The organism is Campylobacter sp. RM16189, assembly GCF_012978815.1.
Classification (GTDB): domain Bacteria; phylum Campylobacterota; class Campylobacteria; order Campylobacterales; family Campylobacteraceae; genus Campylobacter_A.
Window position 1 is genome coordinate 273,620 of sequence record NZ_LIWR01000044.1, and the last position, 19,775, is coordinate 293,394.

Annotated in this window: 21 protein-coding genes; 12 read left to right on the top strand and 9 right to left on the bottom strand. The window is 36.8% G+C overall.

Annotated features, from left to right (window positions below; translation table 11 throughout):
- Window positions 1–72 precede the first annotated feature (72 nt).
- The 3 genes from CDOM16189_RS09655 to CDOM16189_RS09665 are packed head-to-tail and all read left to right on the top strand — an operon-like array spanning window position 73 to window position 2,761.
- Complete coding sequence (locus CDOM16189_RS09655) at window positions 73–708, top strand: carbonic anhydrase (RefSeq protein WP_169975711.1); 636 nt, start codon at window positions 73–75, stop codon at window positions 706–708.
- Entirely contained in the window at window positions 705–2,612 is a 1,908-nt protein-coding gene (locus tag CDOM16189_RS09660) for a mechanosensitive ion channel family protein (RefSeq protein ID WP_169975713.1), read from the top strand. The genes CDOM16189_RS09655 and CDOM16189_RS09660 overlap by 4 nt, the downstream gene beginning before the upstream one ends.
- Window positions 2,609–2,761, top strand: coding sequence for a hypothetical protein (locus CDOM16189_RS09665; protein ID WP_169975715.1), 153 nt, complete (start codon window positions 2,609–2,611; stop codon window positions 2,759–2,761). The genes CDOM16189_RS09660 and CDOM16189_RS09665 overlap by 4 nt, the downstream gene beginning before the upstream one ends.
- 60 nt (window positions 2,762–2,821) lie before the next feature.
- Here the strand turns inward: CDOM16189_RS09665 and CDOM16189_RS09670 are convergent, their stop codons facing one another.
- From CDOM16189_RS09670 to CDOM16189_RS09680, 3 genes are read right to left on the bottom strand one after another with little or no spacing between them, the layout of a single operon-like run.
- Entirely contained in the window at window positions 2,822–4,105 is a 1,284-nt protein-coding gene (locus tag CDOM16189_RS09670; protein WP_169975717.1) for a TRAP transporter large permease, read from the bottom strand.
- Between the two features lie 11 nt (window positions 4,106–4,116).
- Window positions 4,117–4,659, bottom strand: coding sequence for a TRAP transporter small permease (locus CDOM16189_RS09675; RefSeq protein WP_169975718.1), 543 nt, complete (start codon window positions 4,657–4,659; stop codon window positions 4,117–4,119).
- Between the two features lie 6 nt (window positions 4,660–4,665).
- Window positions 4,666–5,664 carry a DctP family TRAP transporter solute-binding subunit gene (locus CDOM16189_RS09680; RefSeq protein ID WP_169975720.1) on the bottom strand — a complete coding sequence of 333 codons (999 nt, stop codon included), beginning with the start codon at window positions 5,662–5,664 and terminating at the stop codon, window positions 4,666–4,668.
- A gap of 329 nt (window positions 5,665–5,993) precedes the next feature.
- On the opposite strand from CDOM16189_RS09680, the gene sodB reads away from it, so the two are divergent.
- The 4 genes from sodB to CDOM16189_RS09700 all read left to right on the top strand — a co-directional run bounded on the left by sodB (window position 5,994) and on the right by CDOM16189_RS09700 (window position 11,257).
- Window positions 5,994–6,647: a superoxide dismutase [Fe] gene (gene sodB, locus CDOM16189_RS09685; RefSeq protein ID WP_169975721.1), complete on the top strand. Its 654-nt coding sequence runs from the start codon at window positions 5,994–5,996 to the stop codon at window positions 6,645–6,647.
- Window positions 6,648–6,939: 292 nt separating this feature from the next.
- Window positions 6,940–7,284 carry a hypothetical protein gene (locus CDOM16189_RS09690; RefSeq protein ID WP_169975723.1) on the top strand — a complete coding sequence of 115 codons (345 nt, stop codon included), beginning with the start codon at window positions 6,940–6,942 and terminating at the stop codon, window positions 7,282–7,284.
- Window positions 7,285–7,679: 395 nt separating this feature from the next.
- Window positions 7,680–9,773, top strand: a complete 2,094-nt coding sequence (locus CDOM16189_RS09695; protein ID WP_169975724.1) for a ribonucleoside triphosphate reductase — start codon at window positions 7,680–7,682, stop codon at window positions 9,771–9,773.
- A 143-nt stretch (window positions 9,774–9,916) separates the two neighbouring features.
- Window positions 9,917–11,257 (top strand): FAD-dependent oxidoreductase, encoded by a 1,341-nt coding sequence (locus tag CDOM16189_RS09700; RefSeq protein ID WP_169975726.1) that lies wholly within the window; start codon window positions 9,917–9,919, stop codon window positions 11,255–11,257.
- A 98-nt stretch (window positions 11,258–11,355) separates the two neighbouring features.
- Here the strand turns inward: CDOM16189_RS09700 and CDOM16189_RS09705 are convergent, their stop codons facing one another.
- From CDOM16189_RS09705 to CDOM16189_RS09715, 3 genes are all read right to left on the bottom strand, one after another.
- The gene (locus CDOM16189_RS09705) at window positions 11,356–11,940 is read right to left on the bottom strand and encodes a hypothetical protein (RefSeq protein ID WP_170001005.1); all 585 of its coding nucleotides are present in this window, start codon (window positions 11,938–11,940) and stop codon (window positions 11,356–11,358) included.
- Window positions 11,941–11,997: 57 nt separating this feature from the next.
- Window positions 11,998–12,804, bottom strand: a complete 807-nt coding sequence (locus CDOM16189_RS09710; protein WP_169975729.1) for a M48 family metallopeptidase — start codon at window positions 12,802–12,804, stop codon at window positions 11,998–12,000.
- A 61-nt stretch (window positions 12,805–12,865) separates the two neighbouring features.
- Window positions 12,866–13,846 carry a putative transporter gene (locus tag CDOM16189_RS09715; RefSeq protein ID WP_169975731.1) on the bottom strand — a complete coding sequence of 327 codons (981 nt, stop codon included), beginning with the start codon at window positions 13,844–13,846 and terminating at the stop codon, window positions 12,866–12,868.
- Window positions 13,847–14,052: 206 nt separating this feature from the next.
- On the opposite strand from CDOM16189_RS09715, the gene CDOM16189_RS09720 reads away from it, so the two are divergent.
- A complete protein-coding gene (locus CDOM16189_RS09720; RefSeq protein ID WP_170001006.1) occupies window positions 14,053–14,265 on the top strand; it encodes a hypothetical protein in 213 nt (70 codons plus the stop codon).
- Between the two features lie 97 nt (window positions 14,266–14,362).
- Window positions 14,363–15,691, top strand: coding sequence for a hemolysin family protein (locus CDOM16189_RS09725; RefSeq protein WP_169975735.1), 1,329 nt, complete (start codon window positions 14,363–14,365; stop codon window positions 15,689–15,691).
- Between the two features lie 28 nt (window positions 15,692–15,719).
- Here the strand turns inward: CDOM16189_RS09725 and CDOM16189_RS09730 are convergent, their stop codons facing one another.
- A complete protein-coding gene (locus tag CDOM16189_RS09730) occupies window positions 15,720–16,772 on the bottom strand; it encodes a TRAP transporter substrate-binding protein (protein ID WP_169975737.1) in 1,053 nt (350 codons plus the stop codon).
- Between the two features lie 221 nt (window positions 16,773–16,993).
- On the opposite strand from CDOM16189_RS09730, the gene CDOM16189_RS09735 reads away from it, so the two are divergent.
- Together CDOM16189_RS09735 and CDOM16189_RS09740 are read left to right on the top strand one after the other, a co-directional pair.
- Window positions 16,994–17,839: a fumarate hydratase gene (locus CDOM16189_RS09735; RefSeq protein WP_169975739.1), complete on the top strand. Its 846-nt coding sequence runs from the start codon at window positions 16,994–16,996 to the stop codon at window positions 17,837–17,839.
- Between the two features lie 9 nt (window positions 17,840–17,848).
- A complete protein-coding gene (locus tag CDOM16189_RS09740) occupies window positions 17,849–18,409 on the top strand; it encodes a Fe-S-containing hydro-lyase (RefSeq protein WP_169975742.1) in 561 nt (186 codons plus the stop codon).
- Here CDOM16189_RS09740 and cheQ read toward each other — a convergent pair.
- Together cheQ and CDOM16189_RS09750 are read right to left on the bottom strand one after the other, a co-directional pair.
- Window positions 18,406–18,882, bottom strand: coding sequence for a cheVAW transcriptional regulator CheQ (gene cheQ / locus CDOM16189_RS09745; protein WP_349304352.1), 477 nt, complete (start codon window positions 18,880–18,882; stop codon window positions 18,406–18,408). The two genes, CDOM16189_RS09740 and cheQ, sit on opposite strands and share 4 nt — an antisense overlap.
- A 5-nt stretch (window positions 18,883–18,887) precedes the next feature.
- A complete protein-coding gene (locus CDOM16189_RS09750) occupies window positions 18,888–19,115 on the bottom strand; it encodes a DUF2798 domain-containing protein (protein WP_169975746.1) in 228 nt (75 codons plus the stop codon).
- A 106-nt stretch (window positions 19,116–19,221) separates the two neighbouring features.
- On the opposite strand from CDOM16189_RS09750, the gene CDOM16189_RS09755 reads away from it, so the two are divergent.
- The gene (locus tag CDOM16189_RS09755) at window positions 19,222–19,596 is read left to right on the top strand and encodes a RidA family protein (protein WP_169975748.1); all 375 of its coding nucleotides are present in this window, start codon (window positions 19,222–19,224) and stop codon (window positions 19,594–19,596) included.
- Window positions 19,597–19,775: the final 179 nt, after the last annotated feature.

Below are 19,775 nucleotides of genomic sequence, written 5' to 3' on the forward strand. Positions count from 1 at the left end.
ATTTCACAAGCCGTTAACCAACCTTGAGAGCGTTTTTGATATAATTTAAAAAAATAAAATTTCGGAGTAGCGATGGAGGCACTTTTAGACGGCGCCGTTAAATTCATGGAAGAAGGCTTTTTAGAGCACAAAGAGCTGTTTGAAAGTCTTGGACAAAAGCAAATTCCACATACTCTTTTTGTAGGCTGTATCGACTCGCGAGTGGTGCCAAATTTGATCACAAATACAATGCCCGGCGATCTTGTCGTGGTACGAAATATCGCAAATATAATTCCTCCTTACAGAACCAGTCAGGAGTATCTGGCTACGACTTCGGCTATCGAGTATGCCTTGCAAACGCTAAATGTCGAAAACGTCATTATCTGCGGACACAGCAACTGCGGAGGATGCGCGGCGCTTTATCTTGACGAAAGTAAATTTAAAAATACGCCAAACGTGAAAAGATGGCTAAATTTGCTTGATCCGATTAAAAAGAGAGTCGAAGGGTTTTTGCCTGACCCTAAAGATAGCGCAAGAAGAGAGTGGCTAACGGAGAGATTAAACGTCATAAATTCTTATGAAAATTTGCTTACTTATCCTGATGTAAAAGCAAAATTTAGAGACGGAAGTCTTAAAATTTATGTGTGGCACTACATCATAGAAACGGGCGAAATTTATAACTATAACGTAGTTTCAAAGAGTTTTAGATTACTTGGAGTTGATAGATGAAAAAGATTTTTTTACTATTTTTTGGTCTTATATTTGTATCTTTAAATTCTTTTGCGGATAGTCTTGACGATATTGATATAGTTTTGGCCATAAAAAAAATAGATGAGATAAATGCCCAGATAGAGGCTATAAAAGCTCAAGCCGTGGATAAAAATGAAACTGCCGAGCAAAATGTTCTTTTTAAAGGTGTTGTGACAAAAAAGAGTGAGCTTTTGGAAAAAATACCATATTTGCTTATGGAGACAAGGGTAGATGATGAGAAAATTGCCCAATTTAGAAGCGATAAGTCCAAACTTGAAACAAAGGTAAAAAGACTAAAAGCAGCAAATAACAAAAAGGCTTACATAGAGAGTGCGATGGAGCTTGAGAAGATGAATATGGAGGCATCTTTTTATAAAACCTTAATCGAGCTTGGAAAAATTTTTAGCGATGGAGCAAGAACCGCAAAGATAAAATCTGGTATAGAAGACGGCTTGCTTGACCTTCAAACGAACTCGTATGTTAGTATTAAAGAGCTCAAGTCTAGCATGGATGGTATGGGAATACAAGGATATATAAATGAATTTAACTCATTAGAGCTTTATAGGAAGACTTTTGAGGAGATTTTGATATATCTTAGGGATAATGCGGAGCTATTTAGCACAAACTACTTTTTTAGCGAGCTAAATTTAAAAACCGCCATAGGATTTATCAATCAGCAGATTCCTTTTGAGATGAAAGATGTGAATTTTGGCAAAATAATACTTATTCTTTTTGTATTTTTGTTTTTTATATCGTTTACAAGAATTTTATCTGCGATAACTTATAAAATTTTACTCTCTTTGTTTGCGAAGGATCATCAAGGGAAATTTATCAAAGACCAGGTTATGGGCATTGTAAAACGTCCTATTTTCTTTATTTTAGCGGTTTATGCGATAGATCTTTGCGCTTCGATATTTTACTATCCGGCTCCTGTGCCTATTAAATTTGTAAACTATTTTTCCATAGTATTTATAATCTCTTTTACATGGCTAATTCTTAGCATACTGGATAGTTACGGAATGGTTTTTATAAGCGAGATAACCAAAAAGAGCGGAGGGCGAAAAGAGGTTATAAATTTAATTATTAAGATAGTCTATTTTATTATTATAGTTATCGCATTTTTACTTATTTTAAGCAGGCTTGGTTTTAATGTAAGCGCTATAATAGCCTCGCTTGGAATCGGAGGTTTGGCAATAGCCTTGGCAACTAAAGATATTTTGGCGAATTTCTTTGCCTCTATTATGATGCTGTTTGATAACTCTTTTTCTCAGGGAGATAACATCGTATGCGGTGATATAGAGGGTGTGGTGGTAGAGATAGGACTTAGAAAGACAACAGTTAGGACTGCCGATAATGCACTTATTTTTGTGCCAAATTCAAAGCTTGCCAGCGATCCGATTAGAAACTGGACCAGAAGGCGACTCGGCAGACTTATAAAACTAACTGTAGCACTTGAATATAGAGCTACTGGCGAACAGGTTAAAAAATGTGCAGAAGAGATTAAGGAGATGCTATTAAATCATCCTGATATTGCAAAACCAAACGATCTGGGCTCAAATGATATTCAAAACACATTAAGGCTTAGAAAAAATATAGTATCCATAGATGATTTGATAGGGTATAAGTCAAATTTGTTTGTAGCTGTAGATAATCTTTCCGATAGCTCTATCGATATATTAGTATATTGCTTTTCAAAGACGATAGTTTGGGGAGAATTTTTGAGCGTAAAAGAGGATGTTATACTAAAGATTATGAATATTGTCGAGAAAAATGGGCTAAGTTTTGCATTCCCAAGTCAAAGCCTATATATTGAAAATTTAAAAGACGCTATGGATACTAAGAGTATAATAGACAATACAGTCACGATAAAGGAGAGCAAATGAGTGAAGAATTTGACTATGAAGATGAAGATCTAGATGAGTATTCTGACGATTTTGATGAAGAGAATGAGGGGTCGTATAACTACAATTATGATGAGAATGACTACGAATATGACGATGGAGATGAAGAGGAAGATACTTACGAGATGTAATAAATTTAGAATTGAAATTTAAAAATATATATCAAGTAAGGGGGAATTTACCCCTTACTATCAATGTCCATACATTAAATTTGGAAGCCATAGTGAAATTTGTGGTATGTATGTAACTAGTATCAAGCCTATAAATAGCGTTAAAGTCCAAGGTAGGCATGCCACAACAACATCTTTTAGATTCATTCCTGTTAAACCACTCGATACAAAGAGATTTAACCCCACCGGTGGAGTAATCATACCTATCTCCATATTTACTATAAGCAAAATTCCAAAGTGAACCGGATCTATTCCTAATTGAAGTGCTATAGGTAGCAGTAAAGGCACCATAATCATAACAACGCTTGAAGGTTCCATAAATTGACCCATAACGAAAAGCAGTATGTTTACGATGATTAAAAATCCTATTTTGCCTATATTTGCCTCTAAAATTCCGTCAGAGATCGCTTGAGGAATTTGCTCACTGGTAAGAAGGTATGCGAACACAACTGCATTTGCAATAATAAAAAATATCATAGCTGTAGTGAGTGCAGATTCAAGGCAGATACCCCAAAGATCTTTTATCTTAATATCTTTATACACAACAAGTGAGATAAAGAGCGCATATACGGCACTTGCGGCAGCAGCTTCTGTCGGAGTAAAAATACCTCCGTAGATACCGCCTATAACTACAACTATAATTAAAAGAGCCCAAAATGCTTTGGTAAATTTTTTGATTCTTTCGCTCCATGGCTCAGGCTTTGTAGCTTTAAAGCCAAGTCTTCTAGCGCCTATATATGTTTGGGCTATCATCATACCGCCTAGCATTATACCAGGCACAACCCCCGCCATAAATAGCTGTGCTATACTAACTTCAGCCGTAACTCCGTAAACAATCATAACTACTGAAGGAGGGATTAGTATTCCAAGTGATCCTGCTGTAGTAATGCCACCAACCGCATAAGCCGGAGGATATCCCGCCTCTTTGATGGCTACGAACATAATAGAGCCTATGGCCACAACCGTAGCAGGTGAGCTTCCAGAAACGGCAGCAAATATAACGCAAGCAAATATAGCACTGATCGGAAGACCTCCCGGTAGATGTCCTACTACTGATTTTGCAAAATCTATGATTCTTTTAGCCGAACCACCCTTGCTAAGTAAATTTCCAGCCAAAATAAACATAGGAATTGCCATAAGTGCGAATTTGTTAATACCGTCAAATATGATTTGCGGAACAGTAGCTACATCAAGATCGGTAAAAAGAAGCATAGTAAGAACCGTGCTAGCGCCAAGAGAGACAGCGACAGGAACGCCAATTAGCATAAGTCCAAATAGACATACAAATAAAAATGCAATAGTCATACTATCTCTCCTTAGTCTTTCTTTATGGAGTCGCGAATCATCTCTGCTTCAGCGTTGATAATAACTTTATCAGAAGGAGTGACTGCTATTTGATAGACTTTTTCTCCTGCTCTATAGCTTGCTCCTAAAAATGCCACCGGAAGAACTAGCATAGGCACCCATTGCGGTATTCCTAGGTCAACACTCATAAAATTTAGCTCATACATAACATATAGATACTGCACACTATAAACTACTATAAACATTAAAAAGATTGTAGTAAGGGCGCTGGAGAACACAAGATAAGCTTTTGCCATTGGTGAAGGGAATCTTTCAATTAAAATAGTGACTGATATGTGTATGCCTTTTCTAAAGCCGTATGCAGCGGCAAAGAATGCAGACCAAATAAAAAGATAATTAGTCGCCTCTCCCGCCCATGCCCATCCGGTATTAAAGACATAACGCATTACAACGTTTATAAAGGCAAGTAGCGTTCCCGCTACTATGCCTACTACGGCGATCGTCTTATTTACAGTCGCGATGCCGATATCTATAATCTCAAAGAATCTTCGCATAAAGACCTACTTTGTATTAATAGTTTTTTCTATCAGGTCTTTTCCTATAACTTTATAGAAGTTTGGATAGATAGTTTTCATAACCTCAGCCCATTTGGCTTTCTGCTCAGGGGTTAACTCTACTATCTCAAGTTTGCCTGTCTCGCTTGCATATTTTTTAAGAGCGTCTATAATTTTGGCATCCTCTTTCGCAGACTCTTCTCTTTCAAAAGCAGTAGCCTCTTTAAGAGCTTGAGTAACGTGATTTTTCATATCTTGTGGCAAGCCTTTCCAGAATTTCTCACTTAGAATAACCAAATATCCCAAATATCCGTGTGAAGATATTGTTAAAGAGTTTTGCGCCTCATAAAATTTTGAGTTATAAAAGTTTGACAATGGGTTCTCTGTAGCATCTACAACTTTTTGTTGGAGCGCAGGATAAACTTCAGAGAATGGTAGAACTTGCGGGTTACCACCTATTACTTTTGTTTGTTCTTCTAGAACCTTTGAGCTCATAATTCTAAATTTCTGTCCTTTTGCATCTTCAGGAGCAACGATAGCTTTTTTGCTTGAGCTAAAATGTTTAAAACCTGCATCCCAGAAATCAAGTGCCACAAAGCCTTTTTTGGCTATCATATCTTTAAGTTTTTGTCCAACTTCACCACCTTGTACCGCGTATAAGTGGGCATTATCTCTAAAGATAAAAGGCAGGTCAAACAGTTGGAACTCAGGAACTATAGGCGTAAATTTAGAAAAGCTCGGAGCCGCCATTTGAACGTTATTTAGTTTTAGTGCACCAAATACACGGTCATCATCTACTAGCTGAGCCGCAGGATAAACCTCAACTTTAATTGCGCCATTACTAAGCTCGTTCACACGTTTAGCAAAAAAGTCTGCTGCTTTGCCTTTCGGTGTGGTTGCGGCAACAACGTGAGCAAATTTTATAGTATATGTCTTTTGGGCGCCAAATGCGCTACCTGCTAGAGCACAAGTCAGAAATAGTGCCGAAAGAAATTTTAGTTTCATTGTTGAATCCTTTTTATGTTTTTGATTCACTACAAAATTAATCATAGCTAGTCGTAATTATAAATCATAAAATTTATAAATTGGCAATCTTGTTTCAAAAACTCTCAAAAATTTATTTTAGTATGAGTAAATTAGTAACATTTTTATTATTATCATAGTATATAAAATTCACGTAATTTTAGTAAAATTGCTTATTTTTTGAAATAGTGTTACTAAAATACACTTAAATTTAAACTTGATAAATAATACTAATTTTATCCTATTAACAAAATAATTACTTTTTTATCTTATAATCTCGAAAAATTTTTTAAATTACAAGGAGAATCAAAATGTTTAATCTTAGAAAGCTTCCATTTGATCCTAAGTCAAATGCAGTTGTAAGTGAGGAGACCTGTAGTTACCATCACGGTAAGCACCATCAAACTTACGTAACAAACCTTAATAATCTTATTAAAGGTACCGAATTTGAAAATTCTGGACTATACGAAATTTTAACAAAGAGCTCAGGCAGTATATTTAATAATGCCGCTCAAGTTTATAACCATGATTTTTATTGGGATTGCATAGCTAAAAAGAGTGATATGGGCGATGAATTAAAAGCAAGATTGCAAAAAGATCTTCCGAATTTTAAAGAGGAATTCTTAAAATCGGCTACTACACTATTTGGTTCAGGATGGGCATGGCTAGTCTATAGTCCAAAATCTGATAAATTAGAGATAATACAAACCAATAACGCTCAAACACCTGTAACGGTGGGTCTGATACCTCTTTTAGTGGTGGATGTATGGGAGCATGCCTATTATGTAGATCATAGAAATGCAAGAGCTGCATATCTAGAGAAATTTTATGAAAATATTAACTGGGATTTTGTTTCTACAGCTTATGAGTGGGCATTAAAAGAAGGCGTAAATTCGGTTAAATTTTATATAGGCGAGCTTCATTCTCAAGGGTGCGGATGTGGAAAAGGATGTGGTTGCCACTGATTTTTTGAAGAGGTTTTCCTCTTCAATTTTTTATAAAATACTCCCTTGTTTTACTTATTTTCTAAAAAATAAATATTTCATTACTCTAAAATACATTAAAATAAAAAACGATTGAATAATAATTATTTATTAATAAATTTAGAACAAGATATATTGTTGTCTATTCGAAATATTCTTTAAAATCACTAAAAACAAGTTTTTTGGTAATTTTATGAATTAAAATTTCATCTAAATTTTTAAATTTACCTTTCTATGCTAGTATCCGAAAATATTTTATTTATAAGGATGCAAAATGAAAAAAATTCTAATCTCTTCTTTAGCCGCAGTTGCATTTTTGAGTGGTTGTGCTTCTGTGGGAACCAAACAAGAGTCGACTACCGCAAAAGTTATAAGCGTTAATACTATACATTTCTATAGTGTTACCGATAAAAATTATAAGGTTAATTTAGTTTCGGCAGATAATTTTGAAACTGCTGTTTTGACTGACACTAAAGGGCATAAAATTGCTCTAAAAAGCGCTGTTTCAGGTAGTGGAACAAGACTTGTTAACGATGACGGCATAGAGATACATTTCAAAAAAGGCGAAGCTGTGCTAACTCTTGGCAAGGGTCAAAAAGATATATTTTTAAAATACTAAATACAAAAAGGGGCCAAAGACCCCTTTAAACCTAACTCTAATTTTTATAAATTCAAATTTCGCTTTTTGTAATATCTTTTTTAATATTTTATCTTACATATTTAATGCGATATATTTTAAAATCTTAATTAAAAACTTATTGATTTTTGTGGAAATTTAGATTATATACTTATATAAAAATATTAAAATTTAAAATTAAGACTACTTTAGATTAATTTTATTTAAAATGCCATAAAATAGTTATATTTTAATAGAAAATAAAGCTTAAGAATTAAACATATTTAATATCAAATAATAATATATTTTATCAAAAATATCTAAATTGTTCTATTGTATTTTAAGAAAACTATCACTATACTCTTTAAACTTACAAAACTATTTTTAAGAGGGCGACTATGAAGCAAATTTTAAAGCGCGACGGCACAAGACAAGAGTATCTTCCGTATAAGATCCAAGATGCTATTAAAAAGGCTTTTGCAAGCGAGAGCAAAGAGTATGACGATAGAATTTTTGCCGACGTTATGCAAGATGTCGCACAAAAAGAGATCATCACAGTCGAGGATGTGCAAGACTTCATAGAAAAAGCGCTTTTTAAAGCGGGTTATTTTGATGTGATGAAGAGCTTTATGCTCTATCGCCACACTCACAAAATGCAACGCGAGCAAATTTTAGGACTCAACGAAGATACTACATACATAAACTCCACCCAAACGATAAATGAATACATAAACGGCACAGACTGGCGAATTTCGGCTAACTCAAACACAAGCTACTCAAACGCAGGACTCATAAACAACACCGCAGGTAAAGTTATCGCAAACTACTGGCTTGACGCGATTTACTCCAAAGAAGAGGGCATCGCGCACAGAAACGGCGACTATCACATCCACGATCTAGACTGCCTTACCGGATATTGCGCAGGCTGGTCCCTTAGAGCGCTTCTTAATGAAGGTTTTAACGGCGTTCGCGGCAGGGTTGAAAGTAGGGCTCCAAAGCACTTTCGCGAAGCTCTTAGTCAGATGGCAAATTTCTTAGGAATTTTGCAAAGCGAATGGGCTGGAGCTCAGGCGTTTAGCAGCTTTGACACCTATCTTGCGCCATATGTTTTTAAAGATAAGTTAAGCGATACGGAGATAAAAAAAGCGATTACAAGCTTTATATTTAACCTAAACGTCCCTGCTCGTTGGGGTCAAAGTCCCTTTACCAACGTAACTATCGACATCACTTGTCCAAGCGATCTTCGTGCTCAAATTCCAACTTCAACAGACATACACCTGTTTTCAAATTTAGAAGATGAGGAGCTTTTAAAACTCGCCAAAGAGCGCGGGTTTAATAAACTTACCGATATGACTTACGGGGCGTTTGAACCTGAAATGGCGCGTATCGATAAGGCGTTTTATGAAATTTTAACCACGGGCGACAAGTGCTCGCAGCCCTTTACCTTCCCGATCCCTACGGTAAATATCACGGAGGATTTTAACTGGGATAGCGAAGTGGCTAAAATTTTGTTTGAGAATACCGCGAAAATGGGCTCAAGCTACTTTCAAAATTTCATCGGTTCTCAGTATAAATTTGATGAAAACGGCAACCGCGTTCCAAACGAAAGCGCTTATAAGCCAGGACACGTTCGCTCGATGTGCTGTCGCTTGCAACTTGATTTAAGAGAGCTTTTAAAGCGTGGTGGAGGGCTGTTTGGAAGTGCCGAGATGACGGGCTCAATAGGCGTAGTTACTATAAATTTAGCGCGCCTCGGGTATCTTTATAAAGGCGATAAAAAGGGGCTTTATACAAGGCTTGAATATCTGCTGAATTTAGCCAAATCAACCCTTGAAAAGAAGCGCAAATTTATCCAAGAGATGTATGATCGCGGACTTTATCCGTATACGGCTCGCTATTTAAAGCACTTTAACAACCACTTTAGCACTATCGGCATTAACGGAATGAACGAGCTTTTAAGAAATTTTACAAACGACAAAGAGAACATCTCTACGGAATTCGGACGAGAATTTGCACTTGAGATGGTTGATTATCTGCGCTCTAAAATTAGGCAGTTTCAAGAGAGCACGGGAAATCTTTACAACCTTGAAGCAACTCCTGCGGAAGGCACCACATATCGATTTGCCAAAGAAGACAAGAAGCGCTATCCTGACATCTTGCAAGCAGGCATGGATGAAAATATCTACTACACTAACTCAACTCAGCTTCCTGCAAATTTCACAGATGATGCTTTCGAGGCGCTTGATCTGCAAGATGAGCTTCAAAGCGCTTACACGGGCGGAACGGTCTTTCACCTTTATATGAAGGAGCGTATCAGCTCGCCTGAAGCGTGTAAAGATCTAGTGCGCGGCATCGTAAATAACTATCGTTTGCCGTATATCACGATCACGCCTGTCTTTAGCGTCTGCTCAAAGCACGGATATATAGCAGGCGAGCATGAATATTGCCCGATTTGTGACGAGGAGCTGATGAGGCAACTTCAAAAGGCTTAAATTTCTAAAATTTGCGCTCAAATTTGTGCCAAATTTTAACCGTGCGAGCTAGCTAAAGCCATTTTTACAAGCAGTATTTAACGATAAAATAAAATTTTAAGAATTCTGTGGCACAATTCGTCTAAATTTTCATGGAGTAGGTCGTGTCAAATCACTATGATGTTTTGGTTGTGGGCGGAGGAATTTCAGGAACGGCTCTGTTTTACGAGCTTGCGCGCTATACGGACATAGAGCGTATCGCACTGTTGGAGAAGTATCCTGCATGTGCCACTCTAAACTCAAAGGGCACGAGCAACTCTCAGACTATTCACTGCGGCGACATAGAGACTAACTACACTTTTGAAAAAGCAAAAAGCGTCAAAAAATCAGCCGATATGATCGTAAAATATGCACTCATGCATGGATATGAGAACAAATTTATGTTCGCTCATCAAAAGATGGTCATAGGTGTTGGCGAGGCTGAAAGCGAGGCGATAAGAGCTAGGTTTGAGAAGTTTAAGGAGCTTTATACTTCGCTTGAAATTTTTGATAAAGAGAAGCTAAAGCAGATCGAGCCTATGGTGGTGAAAGGCATGGACGGAAATGACCGAAAAGAGCAGATTGTCGCTATGGGAGTAGGTGGCGGCGAGTACACGACTGTTGATTTTGAGCAGATGTCAAATAGCCTTATAAAGCACGCAAAAGAGGCAAATAAGACTACCGATGTATTTTTTGACGCTTGGGTTAAGAGTATCAAAAAGCAAGGTGATAGGTATCTTGTAAAGACTCGCGACGAGCGTGAATTTAGCGCGGATTATGTGGTTGTAAATGCAGGCGCTCACTCGCTTTATTTGGCGCATGAGATGGGGCATGGGCTTGATTTTAGCTGCTTGCCGATCGCAGGAAGCTTTTATATGAGTAAAAAGCGCTTGCTAAACGGCAAGGTCTACACCGTGCAAAATCCAAAGCTGCCGTTTGCCGCTATCCACGGAGACCCGGACATCCTAGCTGATGGGCTTACTAGATTTGGGCCGACTGCGCTTGTGCTACCTAAACTTGAGCGCTACCGTGGAAATTCGACGGTTGTTGATTTTATAAAGACTTTGCGCCTTGATACAAACGTGGCGAAGGTGCTTTTAGGGCTTTTTGGCGATAGCGATATAAGGGATTATGTGATTAGAAATTTTGCCTATGAGGTGCCGATCGTAAATAAAATTTTATTCGTTGAGGCTGCCAGAAAGATCGTGCCTTCGCTTGGGAATGACGATGTTTATTATGCTAGAAATTTTGGCGGTGTTCGCCCGCAAGTGATTGATAAAAAGGGCAGGGAGCTAATGCTTGGCGAGGCTAGCATAAACACGGGCGAAGGTATCGTCTTTAACATGACGCCAAGCCCAGGAGCTACGAGCTGTCTTGCAAATGGCTTTAGAGACGCTAGAAGAGCTTGCGAGTTTTTGGGCAGGAAATTTAATGAGGATAGATTTAACGCCGAGCTTGTAGATTAGGCTACTTTACACAGCTAGAGGATAGATCGCTAGTTTATGTTTATCAAACTCGCAAAGGTGTCCGAGTAGATAAATTTCAAAATAGCTCTTTAAAAATCCTATTTAGGCTTGTGCCTGAGTGCAGGATAAAGCAGGTAGTTTGCAACTAGGATATTACCTGCAGCCGATCCGTACGCCTCTTTTAAAATTTCAGCTTTTTCGTCTATAAATTCTGCTTCGTGCCTCCATTTAGTTATGGCTTTGTAGAGTTGCTCATCTAAGTCTAGCTCCCAAATCGCCTCTCTAATGTCCCAAATTTCAACTTCATGCACACGTTTAAGCCTCTTAAGAAGCTCTTTGTCATTTATAAATTCGGCAAATTTTTTAAGGTTATCGATGTGAGATTTGCCAAGAGCGATCAGCTTTGCTTTGTCATTTGATGGCGGAGGCGAAAATATCGGCGTAAAGCCCGCTTTTATAAAAGCATTTGCCTTGTCTTTGTTCGCCTCGTAAAGCGGCATAATCCTATCTTGTAAATCTTTAGCGCAAACTAGCGGCTCAAAGACTTTATCTACACCATCTCCGTAAGGCATAAATTCTTCAAACAGTCCGTAAAAACAAGCACTTAGATCTCTTAAATCGCCTGAATAAAGATTAATTTGCATCAAATTTGCCAAATGCTTAGCGTAGTCTAGTTTCGTCATTTTAATAGCCCCAAAGCCCTTAAGCCAAGCACAAATTTAAGCTTTTATCGGATAAATTTAACCCTTTTTAGCTGCGAGATATAGCGGTTCAACCTTTTTAGCTATCTCTTTTAGGTCTTTGATACGGCTTTCGTTTGACGGGTGAGTGCTTAGGATTTCAGGCACCGCACCGCCTGATTTTTTAGACATCTTTTCCCACACTACGACCGCTTCTTGCGGATCATATCCCGCTCTTGCCATTAGCTCGGTGCCGATGTGATCGGCCTCAGTCTCATGGCTTCTTGAAAAAGGCAGGCTGATAGTGTACTGGGTAGCTAAATTTATAAGCCCTGTTGCCGTATCGCCAAGCCCTGCAGCGGTTGAAACGGCGAAAATTCCTATGTTTTTAAGCTGATCCGTGCTTGCTTGCTCGCGGCTATGCTCTCTTAAAGCGTGAGCTATCTCATGACCCATAACAGCGGCTATCTGCGCGTCCGTTAAGGATAAATTTTTAATAAGCCCGCTATAAACGGCGATCTTGCCTCCGGGCATACACCACGCATTTAATGTGTTTGAGTTGATGACATTTACCTGCCAGTCCCATTTGAGCGCATCTTCTCTAAAGGCTCCGACCTGCGCTATGAGGCGTTTGCCGATAGCTTGTACGCGTTTGGTAAGGACTGGATCGATATTTAGCGTATTTGCTTGTTTGGCTGATTGAAGTACCTTTGTATAGGCCAATACCGCACTTTGATTCATTGTTTCAGAACTCACCAAAAATAGTTGTTTTCTATCGGCTCCTACAACTCCACCGCCGGTTGAACTTGCAACACAACCGGCCAAAAATATTATTATAAATAAAAATGGAAGTATAATTTTTTTCATCTTTTCATCCTTAAATTTAGGTTGTGAAATTTCAAAAATTATACTAGATTTTCTTAAATTTCTACTCCCAATCCATTTTTTTGTAGCCGATATTGTGCTCAAATTCCTTTAGACGCTTATGGATTGAGCGAAGCTCGGTGATGGTCTTCCAGTTGCTGATAAACACGCCAAAACTTGATCTAACCTGTGCAAATGCATTTTTAACTTGAACTAAAACTCCAAGAGTAATAAGACCCGTAAATAGTCCTCCACCCATTATTAGATATGGAATTATGATTGAAATTTGATGATAAGAGTATAGCCACATATTAAAATATCCATAGTGTAAAAATAACCTTGAGTAGTTAAATTTAAGCCCCGTAAAAAGCTCTACTATAGTTGCTGGATGAGCGTAGTTTATCTTGTTGTCCTCTGCTAAAACAAGTTCTTTTCTAAATGCGGCTTCGACTTTTTGATTGTTATATTCAAGTCCAGGAAGCTTGATGCCTACAAACCAAGAGATTATAAGCCCGCCTACGCTTATAACTAAAGCTATCCATACAAGAGAACCCGGAATATCTTTGATGTAGGGCAAATTTACTTTGGCACTAAGCCCCCAAAGTATCGGAATGAAGGCGATTAGAGTCATTATGGAGTCTAAGATATCAACTCCAAGATCCTCCATAATCTTTGCAAACCTATAAGTGTCTTCTTGCATACGCTGTGAGCTTCCTTCGATGTCTTTTTCGACTTTTCGCCAATAGCTAAGATAGCTAAAGGTCATTGCCTCTCGCCAGCGAAATATCCAGTGGCTCGAGAAAAACGATATAAAAACACGAAGCATTATATACGGCATGGCTAAATATAAGAATAGTCTTATCCCTGCCCAAAAATCTTGTATGTCGTGCTCTTTTACATTTTGTAAGATGTCGTAAAAGTTTTTATACCAATTATTAAATTGAATATTTATATATGTTTGAAGTATAAGTGATAATGATATCAAAATTATACCGCCGTAAGCCCATTTGGCCCATTTTTTACTCTTAAAAAAAGATAAAAACACTTTTCTCTCCCGAGTGTGAAATTAAAACGCTAAAGTATATCAAAAAAAATATTAATTTAAATTTGGATATTAAATTCAAAATTGCTAGATTTGACCTAAAATATTAAAAAAATTAAAATAATATGAAATTTGATAGATTTAAATTATAAATAAATTTGGTTTAAATGTAGTATTATTTTATAAACTAAAATTTAAGGATATAAAATTTGTTTAGAATTATATTTATTTTTGCTGTTATTTTCTCTTTAGTATGGATATATATGGGCGCAAATAATAAAACAGTAGCGGATTATAAAAACATGAGCAAGGAGCAGCTTGAAACTCTTTGTCTCGAAAAACAAGATAAAACCGCATGTCAAAAAATCGCTATTGATTTTATAAATATTTCTAAATCAAACAACGGAAAGCCTAAATTTTAAAATAGCTTTACATGAAAGTTCTTGCAAGTAAGTTAATTGAGATTTGGTTGCTTTTGTGATATAATGCCAATTTTATCTTAATTTTTAAGGATTTTTATTGCACCCCAGTAGCGATTCATATTTTATGATTTTACTCGCAATTTTATTTGTACTTTTAAACGCTTTCTTTGTTTTATCCGAATTTGCCATTGTCAAGGTTCGCAGAAGTAGACTAGAAGAGCTTATCAAGGATAAGGTTCCAAATGCAAAACTAGCCTACGATATGTCAAATAAGCTTGATACATATCTAAGTGCGACTCAGCTCGGCATAACGCTTAGTTCGCTTGCGCTTGGTTGGATAGGCGAGCCTGCGATCGCAAGGCTTATAGAAAGGCCGCTTCAAATTTACTTTGATGTAAGCGACTTGGTTGTTCATACGGTGGCCTTTGCTATCGCATTTACGACTATTACGTTATTTCACGTGGTGCTTGGAGAGCTGGTTCCAAAATCGATCGCCATTGCCAAAGCTGAGAAATCAACTCTGCTTATAGCAAAACCCCTTCATATATTTTGGGTTATTTTTTCGCCTCTAATTAAGACATTTGACTATCTTGCTTGGCTCTCTTTAAAAATGCTCGGCATAAAGCCCGCCAAAGAAAGCGAGCTCGCGCACTCCGAAGAGGAGATTAAGATAATCGTAGGAGAGAGCTTAAAAGGCGGAGTTTTAGATAGTTTTGAGACTGAACTTATAAAGAATGCGGTGGATTTTAGCGACACTGTGGCTAAAGAAATTATGACTCCTCGCCGTGATTTAGTCTGCATAAATAAACAAAAGAGCTTTGAGGATAATCTGAAAGTAATTTTTGAGTCCAAATATACTCGTTTCCCATATATAGATGGTAGCAAAGATGTGATTTTAGGCATGATACATATTAGAGACATTTTAGCTGTTCATTTTGGAGAGGGTAAGAAAAAAGATTTTGATCAAATCGTTAGAAAATTTTTGATAGTACCTGAGAGCTTATCTATCTCAAAGGCCCTAGTAATGATGAACAAACAGCAAATTTCAGCCGCTCTTGTAGTAGACGAATATGGCGGCACTGCAGGCCTTCTTACTATGGAAGATATTATGGAAGAGGTTTTGGGTGATCTAAATGACGAGCATGATGAAGCTGATCCTCATTTTAGAAAGATAAATGACAATATATATGAATTTAACGGTAGATTTGACCTAGAAAGCGTTGAAGAGCTTATGGGTATTAGCTTTGATGAGGAGACTGATCAAGTCACTATCGGCGGATATGTATTTAACCTTATTGGCAGATTGCCTGTGGTCGGAGATAGAATAGATGATGAGAACTGCCACTATGAAGTGCGTAAAATGGATGGAACTAGCATTTTAACTGTTAAAGTACGTAAAAAGATTGAAAGCGAAGAGAGTGATTAAATTTTAGGCGGTCTTTGCCGCCTAAGCACTATTTGTCTGAATTTTTAATATATGCATAATCTGAAATTTTAGTCCACTCTCTACCTATTTTCATATAGCTTCTTTGCGATTCTAAAATTTCTTTAAACATAGGATCTTTTGCGCTTAATTCATTTAAAATTTCATCTGTCGCTTTTTCTAAAGCACTCATTATTTCTGGAGAAAATGATGTTATTTTAATATCCGGATACTCTTTTTTAATCCTATCAAGAACAATTGCATTTTGGTATGTCGCATATTCATAAACATAGTCAGAGACTACCTTTGTTGCCGCTTCAATTATATATTTTAGATCTTCTGGCATCTTGTCAAATAGTTTTTTATTTATATAAAATTCATTCTCGCTAGCAGGCTCTTGCCATCCTGTGTAATAGTATTTTGCTACTTTTTGAAAGCCAAAGCTAATATCTAGTGCGGGACTCACCCATTCTACCGCATCTATAGTATTCATTTCGAGTGCCATATAAAGCTCGCCTATAGGAATTGTATTGATATTTACTCCAAGTTTTGACATGATTTCACCGCCAAGCCCTGTCATTCTAAGCTTTAATCCTTTTAGATCGTCAATAGTTTTTATCTCTTTTTTGAACCATCCGCCCATCTGCATACCGAAATTTCCACCTAAAAATGTTACTAAATTATGCTCCGCAAATACTTTTTTTGATAGCTCTTTACCGCCTCCATAATTATACCAAGCATGCTGTTCGGATATGCTCATACCAAAAGGGACTGTTGTAAAAAGCATTAGTTTTGCATCCTTACCCTTATAAAAGTAGCTTGCTGTATATCCTAGATCATATTGTCCGCTTTTAACCATATCAAGCACTGCAAATGCAGCTTTGTGCTTTGATGGGTAGTCCACTCGCACTTCTATACGCCCATTACTCATCTTCTCAACCAACTCTTTAAATTTTTTCGGAGCCTCCCCAAGTGCCGGAACGTTACTTTCGTAAGTTGCGGCAAGTTTTAATTTATATTTTTCAGCTGCCGACGAGCTTAGAGCTAAAATTACACTTATTGCAAGTGTAGTCAGTAGTTTCATATTTTCTCCTTTGATATTAAGATTTACTAAATTATATGGCTTTTATATTATGTTTTTGTCTTAATATCAATTTTTAATTATTTTAAATTTAAAAATTGAGTAAATTTGTAAATAAATCCAAATATAATTAACTTTTTGTAATTATTATATAAAAATAAAATTTTCAACTTAAATTTTATAATAAAGTTATATAATGTAATGATAATTCTTAAGGAGTATGGATGAGAGTGATTCAAGCTAGTAAAATTACCAATGTTGTCGGTAGGCTTTGCAAAGAGGCCTGTTATATCGTAACCCCTGATATGAGAGAGGCTTTTGCAAAAGCTAAAGAAAATGAGAGTTCGCCAACAGGCAGAGATATTTTAGGCAAAATTTTGCAAAATGCCGACTTGGCCGAAAAAGGAATAGCACCTATTTGTCAAGATACCGGAATGGCAGTTGTGTTTGTGGATATAGGGCAGGATGTGCATATAGAGGGAGGTTTTCTTGAAGATGCTATAAATGAAGGCGTGGCCAATGGCTACGTGGAAGGCTATTTAAGAAAATCTGTAGTGTGTGATCCTGTTTTTGACCGAAAAAACACTAAGAATAATACGCCGGCAGTTATAAATGTAAGAATAGTTAAAGGCGATAAAATTCATATTAAAGTGGCTCCAAAGGGGTTTGGTAGCGAAAATAAATCTGCTCTTAAAATGCTAGTTCCGGCTGATGGATTAGAGGGTATTAAAAAGATATTTTTAGATACCGTCAAACTAGCTGGTCCAAATGCCTGTCCTCCTATGGTGATAGGTGTAGGCATAGGCGGCACTATGGACAAAGCCGCACTTATGGCAAAATACGCTGCTGCACGCTCTGCGGATAGCAAAAATCCCGATGAGAGATATGCTAAACTTGAAGAAGAGTTGCTTGAGCTAGCTTGCAAAACAGGTGTTGGCCCGCAAGGACTTGGCGGAGATTATACTGCTGTCAAAGTAAATGTAGAGTGGTATCCTACTCATATAGCCGGACTTCCGGTCGCTATAAATATAAACTGTCACGCTGCACGCCATGCTGAAGCTGAAATTTAAGGAGAAAAGATGTCAGAAATCAAAAAAATAACGGCACCGTTTGATAAAAGCGTAGTAAAAAGTCTAAAAGCTGGCGATAGCGTATTAATATCGGGAACAATAATAGCGGCCAGAGATGCTGCGCATAAAGTTTTAACAGAGACTTTAGCCAGAGGCGAAAAATTGCCTGTAAATTTGGCCGGTGAAACAATCTATTATCTTGGACCAAGTCCTGCAAAGCCTGGTCAAGTTATAGGTGCGGCAGGTCCTACAACAAGTGGACGTATGGATAAATATACTCCAACTATGATTAATGAAGTTGGTATAAACGGTATGATAGGCAAGGGCTACCGTTCTCAGGAAGTTGTAGATGCGATGAAAAAATCAGGATGCGTATATATGGTGGCTATCGGAGGAGCCGGGGCATTAATAAGTCAGAGTATCAAAAAATATGAAGTTTTGGCTTATGAGGATCTTGGTCCAGAAGCTATAGCAAGAATAACTATTGAGGATTTTCCTGCGATAGTAGCGATAGATAGCGATGGAAACAATTTTTATGAAGTAGGGCAAGCGCCATATAAAAAGATTTAATAATATCCAAGACAAAGCGTATCGGTTAGTCTGATGCGCTTTTCTAATGGCTCTGGAGAGAAAAATTTACACTTTTCTATATAAATTCTATAGCCGTAATCAAGTCCTAAGTCATCATAAAATTTCTTTAAATTTATAAATTTTATTCCGCAAATTTCTCTTATATCAAAAAGTTTATATAAATTTGAATTATTTTTTTTCACTAGATGAGATGGTGCAAGTCCGGTAAATGAACAAAAAGAGCTTGTTAAAACTAGTCCCTCAAGCCCACTGCAATCTTTGATAATATGCTCAAATTTATGTGGAATTGTTTTGTATTTTAAAAAAACTATACGTGAGTGTTCAAATTTGGCCGAAACTACGCCTTTCCAGAAGAGATATGCGTTTGAAGAGATATTTGCAAGCTTTGCAAATTCGCACCCAAGCACATAACCATCCAAAAATTCGTTAGGCGCCAATACTATATTCATTATATAGATTACTCGTTTTTACAAATTTTCTTTGTTAGCTTTGTTGCAAAAGGCATTATGAATATAACGCTAGGATAGGCGACTACAAATGCTTTGAACCAGCCTTCTGCCCATAATATCAAGAATCTATCTATAAGCCCCAAATTTATATATAGTAAGACTCCAGACATCAAAAATGACATAAAAAGCGACATAATAAATGCTAAAACGAACTTGTAAAATTTAATCGGTATCATAAAAATCCTATTTTTTATCGATTATATCAAAATATGAGATTGTTTTTATTGACAGAAATTTGAATTTGTTGTAGGATTTTGCAAGATTTTAAGTTTAAGGAAAATCATGAAAAAAATTATATCTACTAAAAATGCTCCACAAGCGATAGGACCATACTCTCAAGCGGTTATGTCAAATGGATTTTTATTTATATCCGGGCAGCTTGGTGTAAAACCTAATGGAGAATTTGCAGGAGGCAGTGTTGAAGATCAAACAAGACAATCTATGGAAAATGTCAAAAATATTTTGGCTGTAACTGGCTTAACATTTGAAAATATCGTAAAAACAACTATATTTTTAGCAGATATAAATGATTTTGCAAAGGTAAATGAAATTTATGCCAGTTGTTTTAAAGGCGAATTCCCGGCACGTAGTACTATAGCTGTAAAGACTTTGCCGAAAGATGGCTTGGTGGAAATTGAAGTTATAGCTGCTCAATAATACTATATTAGAGTTAGAAAGAAATTTGCATTTTTATGTTTTTGCAAATTTCTTTTGTAATTTTTGATTTTGTAATAAAACTTTAAGCTTCCCTCTTATATAATTCCAGCTCACGAATTAAGAAACCACCTTTAACTTCTTCTTTCAAGTTAATAAAGCTTTTTCTTTTTTATCGTTAC